Below are 11778 nucleotides of genomic sequence, written 5' to 3'. Positions count from 1 at the left end.
CTTCACATTCTTTTCATTGTATATCTGTTTATTTCTGTAACAATTGGTACTTCATTTGAAATAATATCGATTATGTGGTTAAGACAAGGTATTTGATAATGTACAAGGTCAGGAAATATATCTACTGCAAAAGTTCGTAGTTTTATAAAATCTAAATACCTTGATTTTGAATATATTCTAAACAAACTACCTTCATAAACCTCATAATCCTGGAATGGAGCAAAACTCTCATTAATAACTGAATAGGAAACATAGGAGCTGAATTCCAGCTCGATGATTGGTAATTCACTATCCACTTCAATAGGATTCGCTTCAATTACTACATCATCAAACTCGATTACGGAAACAGTTTTATCACTAACTTTACATCGTTCAATCTTTATCTTAAGGGCACCTTCATCGAGAGCTACATCCTCTGCAATTTCCTTTAAGAGAATATTCCCCTGCCATTTCATTAAATCATGATATTTCATTAGAAAAAAACGCCTCCTTTTATTTTAAAAATTGTACTATACTGCCGCTTCGTGCAATAAGAAACTTCACCTGATCTTCAACTCTTGCCCCTGTTAATTGAATAAGGAATTTTATAGATAGTTAACAGGTTTACCAATTTCAACATATCCATAAACCCTAATTACATCGCCAAGTACCTCTCCAGGAACATGAATATTATTTAGAATTTTTAAAACTTCATGCCTTATTTCTACGGTTTCTGCCTTTATCCCTAACCATTCAATACACTTATAACCGCCACTCCTAAAATTATAAAACCATTCACCATCCCAGTGGCAGAGGTAGTCCGTTTCAATATCTTTTGTTCTCCATTGTCGATTGTTAGGAAACTCAAACATGGGTAACCTAATTTCATCCCATTTTGTATCATTCATTACTTCCTGATATTTCATCTTTTCCACCTCTATTCGTCATAAATAATTGTATTCTAAGGAGGTGCTTTATTTCACTAAACTTCCCCGATAGTAACACAAAAAACTGCAGTATTCTGCAGTCCTTTAGAAATATTTTTTATTGTAATTCTCGTCTGTATTGTACACTTAATTTCATCTTTGTTATTTTTTGGTAATTATAGGTGTGGGTTTATTCTTATTTTTACACCAATAGTACCTACTAGTTATCTATTAATATTACTACCTTTTGCAATAAATCTTGTTACTTTTTTAACCATATCCAAAGTTATCTTAGGGGTAACTCCTTGGAGGTTAAACTCATCATACTTTCCGACCCACTTAGGATCTGCATTACGGAACCAATCAAAATCAAAGATTCGTTCCCAAGTGTATTGAATATCCTTTCCACTTTCTTCTAATATGTTCTCTTCCTCTTCACTTCCAGTTACACTCCCATTATTTAAAACACAATGCCATAGATTGAAATCTGACCATAGGATTTGGTCATCTGGAATTTCTAAAGTTAAGATTACCCCTTTTGTTCCTCTAGGAAAAAGCCCCGAGCTATTCCTATCCACTCTTGTCCTCCAAAGCCAAATGGGATAATCAATCGCATTATATCCCTCGATACGTTTCTCCATTTGTTTCATCATCCAGTGATAGGGTTCTTTAAATTCTTCCCAAACATACTTTTCATCACCGACTAAGAAGCCTTGTTCTCTCATTTTACGATACGCTACTAAATGTTGAACTGTATATACTTTCATAAGTAAACACCAACTTTGCAATCAATTACTATAAAAGATTATAACATTTGATCTTATGTAAAGTTAAAATATACATTGGTTTTTGTAGAAAAGTACCATGAAGATAGATTTAATTGAAGTTACTATATTTTGGAGCATAGATTGCCTATGCTTTTTATTTTTTTTGATTTGGTTTACTAATTGGTATTAAATGCATCCTGAAAAAATATGATTTAGTTGGAGGAGATTATTTATGACATTTAGTAACGTTGAAAATACACGAGTATGGTTTATTACAGGTGCAAGCAGTGGACTAGGATACGAATTCGCGAAAAAAGCATTGGAGTTAGGAGACAAAGTTGTTGGTGTTGCTAGAAATATAGAAAAACTAAATGAGTTAAAACGTCAATTTGAAGGAAAGTTGCTTCCATTGAGGCTTGATGTTACGAATAGAAGTGATGTTTTTGCTACGGTGGAATCAGCAATTAAACATTTTGGGAAAATTGATATTGTCATAAACAATGCAGGAAATATGGTAATGGGAATGATTGAAGAGTTTAATGAAGATGAAGTAAGAAGTCAAATGGAAACGAATTTCTATGGGGCAGTTTGGGTTTGCCAAGCAGTAATGCCGTACTTGAGGGCGCAGGGTTCTGGCCATATTATTCAAATATCGAGTATCGGTGGACTGATTACCGGTCCTATGTCAGGAGTTTACAGTGCTAGTAAATTTGCGTTGGAGGGATTTAGCGAGGCTTTAGCACAAGAAGCTGCTCATTTTGGAATAAACGTATCAATTGTAGAACCCGGAGGTTATTGGACGAACCTTTATTTGAAAATGGGTTTCACTACTCAGAAACAAGAATATGATTCATTACGTGAGGAATTGGCAAAACAAAATTCAACCGAATCTGTTGATAGTGATCCTAAGTTGGCAGCCGAAGCGATCATGAAATTGGTTACTAGTGAAAATCCACCTCTTCGACTAATTCTAGGCAGCCTTGTCTACGATTTAGCTGTTGAAAATACCGAAAAACGTATATCCATATGGAAGGAATGGGAATCAGTCAGTCGTTCTGCGGAAAATGCTATTCCTGCACCGGAAGGGTATGGGGTAATCGAGTAGAAATTCAAGTAAATAAATTCTAAGATCTTGGTAAAGTGCCCATATAGGAAAAACTAAAACCGCCGGTTCTACCGGCGGATACTTACCTCTGTTAAACTGCCCATTTGCGGCATCCTAAAATTCAATTTTCATATGTACACCTCAAAGTATTATGATTTTATCTTAATACTTCTTTAAACAAAATAAATTCCCTTTAAATTAACAAGAATTGCTTAAAAGAAAATGTTCATTTGCTCGGTTAGGGTTAGCATCAGAAATTGCTCATTTCATTTTTACTTATTATAGGAACACTGCCATAATAGGCGATGAAAAGAAGTACCTTTTTTTGTGCTAATTTATTATTATTAATAGATAGTATAAAAATAATTAAGAACGTTCCTTTCAAAAAACAAGGAGGTTTTTCATGGATAACAATCTGAATCAATCGTTTGAAATTGCAATTACGCGTGTATTCGATGCCCCTCGCGAACTCGTTTTTAAAGCATGGACAGAGCTCGGGCATTTCGCGAAATGGTGGGGACCAAAGGGAGTCACCCTCGAAATCGTTAAAATGGACGCTCGATCAGGTGGCGAGTTTTTAGGTATTCAGACGTCTCTTGACGGAAATCAGATTATGTGGGGAAAGTTTGCATACCAAGAGGTTGTCGAACCTGAGAAAGTGGCTTTTATCCGATCCTTTTCCGATGAGCAAGGCAATACGGTCCGAGCGCCTTTTAACGTGAGCTGGCCTCTTGAAATTATGAATATCATAACGCTAGAAGATGACGAAGGTAAAACTGTTTTAAAACTGAAAGGTTACCCTGTGAACGCTTCAGTTGAGGAACAAGAAACCTACAAAGGTATGGCTCGAAAGCTTCAACAAGATCTTGAGGGTTCTTTCGATAAACTTGCTGAATATCTTGTCTCCCTGAATTAGAATACGATAAAAAAGTTAATCGGCCAAAAAAACCTTAATCACTTTGAATATTACGTTTCAGCTGGGAATGTTTGTTCAATAAAACAGCAACAGTCTAGGAATTTATTTTCTTGTCCAGTATTTCTAGGTGTAAGAGTGGGGGGTGGCACTTGGTGACAGCTTCGCAGGTACTAATCCCGAATAAGTCGTACGGTTGAAAAAAAGATATAGTGAGAAGTTATTAATAAATACCGTCAGTTGAAGAACGAATTCAGTTTGTCTCCTCGTTTATCCTATTTGCAAGACGCTTAAAAGCTGTATCTATGGAATTCTCTTCTAATTTTTTTCGAATCAAATTTGCACATTCTTCAGGACTTAGAACCGATGTATCAATCTCCAGATCATAGATACCTGGCAAATGAACGGACTTTTGCCACAACATAATGGGTTTTGGTACAGACCCATCTTCAGCGTAGCTGTTATTCCAAGTCGCAATTCGTCGCTCCATTACAACATTTAGGGGACATCGGATACCCACAAATAACACGGGAAATTCTTTCAAAATACGAACACACTTATAAAGAATCCCCCTCCTAATTGAATAGTTATCGTGATGTCCCACATCAACTACAACGTTCAATCCTAATCGACTATGTGCTGCAATAGATTCGTACATAGCTTGATACAAGGTAACGATTAATGGCTCTAAATCTGGGCGTTCGCCTCCAGGTCTTAATCCTATTCCAGGTTGGTAACGTTGAGGAGTCATTCGAATAAAATTATCAACACCTAAATTCATCCAAACTCCTTCAAACGTATTTTGGACAATAGTTGCTATACTTGATTTTCCAGACCGAGGAGTTCCGTTAAGAATTACAATTTTACCTAATGAATTAGTTTTTAGCACTCTGTTTCCTCCTCTAACCTGATTGATGGCAAACATCGACCTCGACAATACCCTCATATTGTTTTACTCTGAAAAAATTTCAATGGTAAATCCACCCGGAGCTTGAACATAGAAGGTATAGGCATGAGATTCGGTAGGAGGATTAACTTCATAACCATCATTTTTTAAACGTTTGTTAATTTGATCAACTTTTTCTCTACTCTCTTGCGGGAATCCAATATGAAAGGTCTTAGGATAGCGGACATCCTTTCCTTTCATCAAAGATAGTACAAATTGATCATCATCAAACATAGCAGAAAATCCCTTTCCTCGGCTGCCAATACATGTCATGCCAAAATAATTTTCTAAGAACTCCCGTGTAATTTCTACATCCTCGACAGTTAAATTTAAATGGTTTAGTTTCATACATCCACCTCTTTAGATAATCATATTCAATGGGGAAAAACGGTGCAACTTTTTTATAAACTGTTAATCTTTAGTTCAATTCAACAGTAAACAATTTATTCACACTAAATTATGTTTGTCATTCCTACTGGTAGTACATGACAATTTTTTTGTAATCTTTTGTTCATCACCTGTTCATATTCAGAAGGTACATTATAGTTTAAGACGGTTTAAAAATAATGGTGATAAAAGGAGGAGGAAATTAAAGTGAATAACAATAGTAAAGTATTGTTACGATTTGCTGGGATTTTTGGGGTGATTGGAGCTGTTTTAGGCGCACACATGGCTGGATCAGGTTCATATGCCTTTCGTCCGGTTCATGCACATATCCTTGTCGTTGGTTGGTTAACTCTTTTTGGGTGGGCAGTTTTCTATAAGGTGTTCCAAACAAAAGAGACGATTTTGACTAAGATACATGTTTGGACGGCCATTATAGGGTCAACAGGGCTAACGATTGGTATGTGGTTATATATGGTTAAGCCATTTGACTTACCAGAAGGTGTCACGTTAGTGATCTATATTGGCGGCGGAGTTGCTTTACTTTTAAGCTTCATCATGTTTTTCTTATTGACACTATTTTATAAAGAAGAAAAATAAAATACGAACTTTAGGTTGATACATTCAAAAAACAGTACGGAAGGCAGTGTAAAAGAAAACGCTGCTTCCCAGTACAAAGCCATTTCTTTAGCCGATACCGTTTTGGTATACGGAGAATGGCACAAAACACCCGTCACTTTTCATTAATCAGCAACAAGGACATCCATCGCATAACGACTGTTCGGTAAATAGAAAACTTCCAGTCTTTTCCCTTTCATATTTTTTTCAAAATAATCTTGGCGTATCCATAGATGTGTAGCTTGAACTACTACATCTTCAAACGTGATTTCATACACCATTCTCGGTCCGGACTCCGGGTTATCATACTCCACCTCTTTCGGGATGCCAACGATCCTTTCAAATTGTTTGTTTTCATAAGCGACCTTATCTTTATAGATCATTTTCACATCTACCATAAGTTGAGTGGCAGCATAGAAAAAAATGACCGTTATAAAAACACCTAATAGTTTCCAAATCCAATTACGAGTCATAAAAATTAATGTGATAAAGACCGAGCAGAAAACAAATGTGAAACAAACACCACTAATCAGCTGAATAATCTCATGAACAATCCAATTTTTTTTGAAGAAAAATGAAATACCAAATATGATTATTGTCAAAATGAAAAATAGAAGGCATATGATCATAAAATAATTGCCAATACGTTCCCCTAAGGTTTTTCCCTTATTTTTGGTGAACAATCGATTGATAGACTTTGATATCATCGCTTTCACCCTTTCTTAAAAAACTAGATAATAAGTATACGTTACATAAGCAAAAAGGTTTTAAAAATTCACGATGAAATCTATGGAAAGGCGACCTCCAAGCCAGTCCATAGATAGTACAGCCCAAAGCTTTTTTTAATCCTCAGTGATTTGGAAAATTTTCCATCTACAAACTAAGATGGTGATGTAAGATTAAACTATACCTATAATATACTTATAGTAATATCCTATATCAAAGGAGGCATCGTATGAAGCAATTTTATATAAAACAAAAGGTATTCAGTCTAAGTGGGAAATTTACAGTGAAGGATGAGCAGGGGAAGGACGTTTATTTCGTGGAAGGGAGCTTTATGAAAGTTCCAAAGACTTTTTCCATTTTAAATACTACCAGGGATGAAATTGCGCTCATTACGAAAAAGGCGTTCAGCTTTTTGCCAAAGTTTTTTGTTGAGGTGAATGGTCAAGAGTTGTTAACGATTAAGAAGGAGTTTTCTTTCTTAAAAGCACGCTATACAATTGATTCAGCGGGTATTGAAGTGCAGGGAAATTGGTGGGATATGGATTTTCATGTATTACAGCACGGTGAACTGGTCGGTAAAGTGAGCAAGGAGTGGTTCACTTGGGGCGATAGCTACAAGGTACAAATATTGAATGAGGAGATGGAGGCGATCATGATTGCGCTTGTTGTCGCAATTGATTGTGTGAAGGCTGACCATGCTGCAGCTTCCTCAGCAGCAACGACTTAATGCAGTGTGGACTAAATAAAATGGTGATGACTTTTCTTTTAACTTCAGTTATTAAATAGTTCAGTTTAGGTGGAGAAACATACCAAATAGTATCTCCTTTTTGAGCAACTAAAGATCATCAATATAAGCGGAGATTTTCCGGTTAACCGGCAGACTCGGGCTCGGTTCGGGGGATATAAGCGGAGGATTTCCGATTAAGCAAAGCAAAATCACCCATTTTCACGTTTTTCGAGTTAATAGCCGGAATCTTTCCGCCTATTTAAGGTATTTTCAGTTCTATTTCTTAATTAAGGGAAAATTCTCCGCTTATTCAAACTCGATTTTGCGCCTAATGAACTTGTAATTAGCACACAAAAGCTAAGGAAATATCCCAAGCTTTTGTGTGCTAATTATGTTATTTATGCTTTTATTTACAGACTTTATACCCATCCCTCTTTCAGATTTATTTGCTAGAATATACAAGGAGTTTGCTCTTTAATCAACTAAAGAAAAATTGCATAGAATAATGAAGGTGAAAACATGGATATTCAAACATTAAAAAATTGGCTTCACGCTTTTAATTATATGAGCTTAATCATCATTGCAGCTGTTGTTATTGGAATGTCGATATTGCGATGGATTCTTCTTTCGATTCTCAAAAAGCTTCCCAAACGTCATGCTGCGTTGAGAAGCATCGTAAATTGGTTTACTTTTTATGGAACACTGATCTTTTTGCTTCTATATTTTTCAAAAGCTAAATGGATGTTTGCCAAGATTTTTAAATTCGGCAAAGTGGATATAACGCTATTCCTAATTATTGTGGCTGTTTTAATTATTTCTTTAGCCAGTCGATTTTCAAAAATTTCAACCAATGTTTTATTGCCTGGGATTTACAATCGATACCACTTAGATAAAGGCACGAGATATACATTTGACCGAGTTGTACATTATTCTATTATGATTATTGCGATTATTGTCAGTCTAACGACAGTGGGGATCAATCTAAGTGCATTAACGATGTTTGCTAGCATCATCAGTGTCGGAATTGGGTTTGGACTGCAAAACATTGCATCCAACTTTATCTCCGGAGTGATTATTCTGTTTGAACGTCCAATAAAAGTTGGGGATCGCGTTCTTATCGATGATATTATTGGAGACGTTGAAAAAATTAATATGCGGGCGACGATTATTAAAACAGTTAATAACGAACACATTATTGTTCCGAATTCCTATTTTTTAGGAGAAAAGGTCGTTAACCGTTCGTTTAGTGATCCTAGACTTCGAATATCGATTCCTTTTACTGTTGATATTGGAACCGATGCAGAAAAAGTAAAAGAATTGCTTATGGAGATTGCAAGAGAGGAAAGCTTGGTCTCACCGGCAGTCTTATTGGATCCGGAACCATTTGTGAACTTTGTTGGATTTGGGGCTACCAACCTTCAATTTGAACTATCAATCATGATAGCTGATCCTAATCAGCTTGCAAGTATAAAAAGTAACATTAACTTTAGAATAAATAAGCAATTTTATGAAAATAAATTGGAAATGGCGAGCAAATAATCTAAAGAGGTAAAGAACGATTACATGGTTTAATAGACAAGACGATTACAGGTTCATTGAAGAGTTTCTTGCCTGTAATCACTTGTCACAAAAAATAATTTCCTCAAAATATTTTTTTCTTTAAGTAAGTTTCAAAGTTTAGAGTGACAAAAAAAGTTATAAAAGGTTTCCCCGATTCCCCTCTACCACTAGTATTATTCCTATTTTGTTTTATTTCCTCTGAAAAAATCCTTTGTCAAGTGTATTTCTTTCTAATTTTGCAAAAAAATAATTAGCAGCTTAATGGGATGAAATTCTCGTCATAAATTGCTATAATCAGATATTAATAGACGAAAATATTGTAGATAGGCGGTAATAAAATGTCGAAAGTAACAGTGTATACGAAAAATGGATGTCCTCAATGTGATATGACAAAAGTAGTTCTAAATGGGGAAGGAATTGAGTTTGAAACGTTCAATGTAGAAGAAGATGAGAATGCTTTTGATTACGTTGTAAATACACTGAATTTGCGTCAGATGCCGGTAGTGATTGTTGAGGGGCAGGAACCATTTACTGGTTTTCAGCCAGATAAATTGAAAGCATTAGCTGTTAAATGTTAGTTGTTTATCTTTCCTTAACTGGAAATGTTAGAAGCTTCGTAAAGAGGACCGAGCTGGAATCTGTTGAAATCAACTACTCGGATCCTCTTTTTGAGGTCCATGAATCCTTTATTATGATTGCCCCATCCTATGATGACGATATTACAGATATCATTAGTTCATTTCTTAACTATAAAAATAACCTCGACTATTTAGTTGGCTTTGTTGGCAGCGGTAATTTGAATTTTGATCATAATTATTGCTTTAATGCACGGGATTTAGCCCAAAAATATCAGAAACCATTACTCTTTACATTTGAATTTAGCGGGACAGATGAAGACGTTATTTATTTTAAGAAGGAAGTGAATCAACTTGCTAGCACCGGAATTAAGTAAAAAGGTCAAAGAGGATACGTATTTTACCCTTAACAATCTATTAAATCTACCTAAAGATGGAAAGATCCAATTAGATAAAGACAAGGCAGCTGTTAAAGCTTACTTTTTAGAATATGTTAATCCTAATACAGTATTTTTTCACTCATTAGACGAAAAGTTGGATTATTTAATTGAAAATGATTATATTAAAGTCGATTTTCTAGATAAATACGATCGCAAGTTTGTCAAAAAAGTATTTAAAAGTATTTATAATAAAAAATTCCGTTTCCGTTCATTTATGGGGGCGTATAAGTTTTATTCCCAATATGCAATGAAAACCGATGATGGGAATCGATTTTTAGAAAGATATGAAGATCGCCTGGCCTTTAATGCACTTGCGATAGCTGATGGGAATGAACAATTGGCACTCGACTTAGCGGAAGAATTAATCAACCAGCGTTATCAACCGGCAACCCCTACATTTTTAAATATTGGTAAAAAGAGAGCAGGGGAAATGGTTTCGTGTTTCCTTTTAACAGTTTCCGATGATATGAATTCGATTGGCAGAAGTATCAACTCTGCTTTGCAATTATCCAAATTAGGCGGAGGAGTTGGAATCAGTTTATCGAATCTGCGTGCGAATAATGATCCGATTAGAGGCGTATATGGACTTGCTGATGGGGTAGTTCCCGTGATGAAAATGTTTGAGGATGCCTTTTCTTATGCCAACCAAGGTGGAGCGAGAGATGGTGCAGGTGTCGTGTATTTAAATATTTTCCATCCTGACATCGTTGACTTCTTATCTGTTCGAAAAGAAAATGCTGATGAGAAAGTGCGGATTAAAACATTATCACTTGGCCTCATCGTACCGGATAAATTCTATGAATTAATTAAAAACAATGATTATATGTATTTATTTTCTCCGCATGATGTTGAAAAAATTTACGGAAAACCATTTGCATATATAGACATCACGAAAGAATATGACAGGATGGTTGAAAATCCTCATATTCGTAAATCAAAAATTAAAGCGAGAGATTTAGAAACAGAAATAAGCAATCTTCAAAATGAAAGCGGCTATCCATATATCATTAATATTGATAATGTGAATCGCGCGAATCCGATTGATGGAACGATTATCATGTCTAATCTATGTACGGAAATTTTTCAAGTACAAAAGGATTCCATGATCAATAATGACCAAACCTTTGAGCAATTAGGGAATGATGTCAGCTGTAATTTAGGTTCAACCAATGTTACCAATCTAATGGGTTCACCTGACTTTGGAAAATCAGTGCGTACGATGCTGCGTGCTTTAACATACGTAACCGATCATTCGAGTATCGATGTCGTTCCTTCGGTGAAAAACGGGAATGACATGTATCATTCGGTTGGTCTAGGAGCTATGAATTTACATGGATTTTTAGCGAAAAATCAAATGTATTACGGCTCACCTGAAAGCTTGGAATTTACGGATATTTATTTCATGCTATTAAACTATTGGACCCTCGTTGAAAGTAATAAAATTTCAATCGAAACGGGTAAAACGTTCTATGAGTTTGAAAAGTCAAAATACGCAACAGGCGAATATTTTGATAAATATTTAAACGAACCGGATTTTGAATTTAAACATGAAAAAGTGAAAGAACTATTTAAAGATATTTTTATTCCACATCATAAAGACTGGCAACAATTAAAAGAATCCGTCATGCAATACGGAATATACAATGCCTACCGGCTTGCGACTGCACCGACGGGATCGATTTCATATGTGAACGAGGCAACAGCCTCCATTCATCCGATTACTCAACGAATTGAGGAACGTACCGAAGGAAAACGTGGGAAAGTGTATTATCCTGCACCATATTTAACGACCGAAACACTACCATACTATGAGTCTGCCTATGATATCGATCAACGAAAAGTGATTGATACGTATGCAACGGCACAAAAGCATGTCGATCAAGGTTTAAGTATGACGTTGTTTATGAGATCTGAATTACCAGATGGGATGTATGAATGGAAAATAAACAGCGAATATCCTACGAAGAAAACAACAAGAGATTTGAATATCTTGAGAAATTATGCATGGAAAAAAGGCATTAAATCAGTTTATTACATTAGAACGTATACGGATGATGGAACTGAAGTTGGTGCGAACTATTGTGAATCTTGCAGTATTTAAGGGGGGGTAGA

General features: G+C 35.5%; 14 protein-coding genes. 8 read left to right on the top strand and 6 right to left on the bottom strand.

The genetic code is table 11. From position 1 onward, the window contains the following. Nucleotides 1-2 precede the first annotated feature (2 nt). From I5776_RS15715 to I5776_RS15705, 3 genes are all read right to left on the bottom strand, one after another. Nucleotides 3-473 (bottom strand): hypothetical protein, encoded by a 471-nt coding sequence (locus tag I5776_RS15715; protein WP_202777312.1) that lies wholly within the window; start codon nucleotides 471-473, stop codon nucleotides 3-5. Between the two features lie 111 nt (nucleotides 474-584). Next, the gene (locus I5776_RS15710) at nucleotides 585-905 is read right to left on the bottom strand and encodes a DUF6678 family protein (protein WP_202777311.1); all 321 of its coding nucleotides are present in this window, start codon (nucleotides 903-905) and stop codon (nucleotides 585-587) included. A gap of 224 nt (nucleotides 906-1129) precedes the next feature. Beyond that, the gene (locus I5776_RS15705) at nucleotides 1130-1672 is read right to left on the bottom strand and encodes a DUF3841 domain-containing protein (protein ID WP_202777310.1); all 543 of its coding nucleotides are present in this window, start codon (nucleotides 1670-1672) and stop codon (nucleotides 1130-1132) included. Nucleotides 1673-1904: 232 nt separating this feature from the next. Here I5776_RS15705 and I5776_RS15700 point away from each other — a divergent pair, with 232 nt between their 5' ends. Beyond that, on the top strand, nucleotides 1905-2777 hold the full coding sequence (locus I5776_RS15700; protein ID WP_202777309.1) for an SDR family oxidoreductase: 873 nt from the start codon (nucleotides 1905-1907) through the stop codon (nucleotides 2775-2777). Nucleotides 2778-3180: 403 nt separating this feature from the next. Further along, a complete protein-coding gene (locus I5776_RS15695; protein ID WP_202777308.1) occupies nucleotides 3181-3693 on the top strand; it encodes an SRPBCC family protein in 513 nt (170 codons plus the stop codon). Nucleotides 3694-3943: 250 nt separating this feature from the next. On the opposite strand, the gene I5776_RS15690 is transcribed toward I5776_RS15695, so the two are convergent. Both I5776_RS15690 and I5776_RS15685 read right to left on the bottom strand, forming a co-directional pair. Beyond that, the gene (locus I5776_RS15690) at nucleotides 3944-4579 is read right to left on the bottom strand and encodes a chloramphenicol phosphotransferase CPT family protein (protein WP_246483814.1); all 636 of its coding nucleotides are present in this window, start codon (nucleotides 4577-4579) and stop codon (nucleotides 3944-3946) included. A 63-nt stretch (nucleotides 4580-4642) separates the two neighbouring features. Further along, nucleotides 4643-4984 carry a VOC family protein gene (locus I5776_RS15685; RefSeq protein WP_202777306.1) on the bottom strand — a complete coding sequence of 114 codons (342 nt, stop codon included), beginning with the start codon at nucleotides 4982-4984 and terminating at the stop codon, nucleotides 4643-4645. A gap of 246 nt (nucleotides 4985-5230) precedes the next feature. Between I5776_RS15685 and I5776_RS15680 the strand changes: the two genes are divergently transcribed. Continuing rightward, nucleotides 5231-5620 (top strand): hypothetical protein, encoded by a 390-nt coding sequence (locus I5776_RS15680; RefSeq protein WP_202777305.1) that lies wholly within the window; start codon nucleotides 5231-5233, stop codon nucleotides 5618-5620. Between the two features lie 143 nt (nucleotides 5621-5763). Here I5776_RS15680 and I5776_RS15675 read toward each other — a convergent pair whose 3' ends face one another. Continuing rightward, entirely contained in the window at nucleotides 5764-6240 is a 477-nt protein-coding gene (locus I5776_RS15675) for a hypothetical protein (RefSeq protein WP_202777304.1), read from the bottom strand. A 353-nt stretch (nucleotides 6241-6593) separates the two neighbouring features. Between I5776_RS15675 and I5776_RS15670 the strand changes: the two genes are divergently transcribed. The 5 genes from I5776_RS15670 to nrdE all read left to right on the top strand — a co-directional run bounded on the left by I5776_RS15670 (nucleotide 6594) and on the right by nrdE (nucleotide 11767). Further along, a complete protein-coding gene (locus I5776_RS15670; protein WP_202777303.1) occupies nucleotides 6594-7091 on the top strand; it encodes an LURP-one-related/scramblase family protein in 498 nt (165 codons plus the stop codon). A gap of 519 nt (nucleotides 7092-7610) precedes the next feature. Next, nucleotides 7611-8630 (top strand): mechanosensitive ion channel family protein, encoded by a 1020-nt coding sequence (locus I5776_RS15665; RefSeq protein WP_202777302.1) that lies wholly within the window; start codon nucleotides 7611-7613, stop codon nucleotides 8628-8630. A 359-nt stretch (nucleotides 8631-8989) separates the two neighbouring features. Beyond that, a complete protein-coding gene (locus tag I5776_RS15660; protein WP_202777301.1) occupies nucleotides 8990-9229 on the top strand; it encodes a glutaredoxin domain-containing protein in 240 nt (79 codons plus the stop codon). Then, the gene (nrdI, locus tag I5776_RS15655) at nucleotides 9223-9603 is read left to right on the top strand and encodes a class Ib ribonucleoside-diphosphate reductase assembly flavoprotein NrdI (protein ID WP_202777300.1); all 381 of its coding nucleotides are present in this window, start codon (nucleotides 9223-9225) and stop codon (nucleotides 9601-9603) included. Before I5776_RS15660 ends, nrdI begins: the two co-directional genes overlap by 7 nt. Next, nucleotides 9581-11767, top strand: coding sequence for a class 1b ribonucleoside-diphosphate reductase subunit alpha (gene nrdE, locus I5776_RS15650; RefSeq protein WP_202777299.1), 2187 nt, complete (start codon nucleotides 9581-9583; stop codon nucleotides 11765-11767). Before nrdI ends, nrdE begins: the two co-directional genes overlap by 23 nt. Nucleotides 11768-11778 lie beyond the last annotated feature (11 nt).

Source organism: Heyndrickxia vini (genome assembly GCF_016772275.1).
Lineage (GTDB): Bacteria > Bacillota > Bacilli > Bacillales > Bacillaceae_C > Heyndrickxia > Heyndrickxia vini.
The sequence above is the reverse complement of the archived record's forward strand: the minus strand, read 5'-3'. Positions and strand labels throughout refer to the sequence as shown.

Coding starts and splice junctions, on each gene's coding strand:
- I5776_RS15660 (WP_202777301.1), top strand. CDS start 8,990: ATGTCGAAAGTAACAGTGTATACGAAAAATGGATGTCCTCAATGTGAT.
- I5776_RS15710 (WP_202777311.1), bottom strand. CDS start 905: ATGAAATATCAGGAAGTAATGAATGATACAAAATGGGATGAAATTAGG.
- I5776_RS15685 (WP_202777306.1), bottom strand. CDS start 4,984: ATGAAACTAAACCATTTAAATTTAACTGTCGAGGATGTAGAAATTACA.
- I5776_RS15665 (WP_202777302.1), top strand. CDS start 7,611: ATGGATATTCAAACATTAAAAAATTGGCTTCACGCTTTTAATTATATG.
- nrdI (WP_202777300.1), top strand. CDS start 9,223: ATGTTAGTTGTTTATCTTTCCTTAACTGGAAATGTTAGAAGCTTCGTA.
- I5776_RS15705 (WP_202777310.1), bottom strand. CDS start 1,672: ATGAAAGTATATACAGTTCAACATTTAGTAGCGTATCGTAAAATGAGA.
- I5776_RS15670 (WP_202777303.1), top strand. CDS start 6,594: ATGAAGCAATTTTATATAAAACAAAAGGTATTCAGTCTAAGTGGGAAA.
- I5776_RS15700 (WP_202777309.1), top strand. CDS start 1,905: ATGACATTTAGTAACGTTGAAAATACACGAGTATGGTTTATTACAGGT.
- I5776_RS15715 (WP_202777312.1), bottom strand. CDS start 473: ATGAAATATCATGATTTAATGAAATGGCAGGGGAATATTCTCTTAAAG.
- I5776_RS15695 (WP_202777308.1), top strand. CDS start 3,181: ATGGATAACAATCTGAATCAATCGTTTGAAATTGCAATTACGCGTGTA.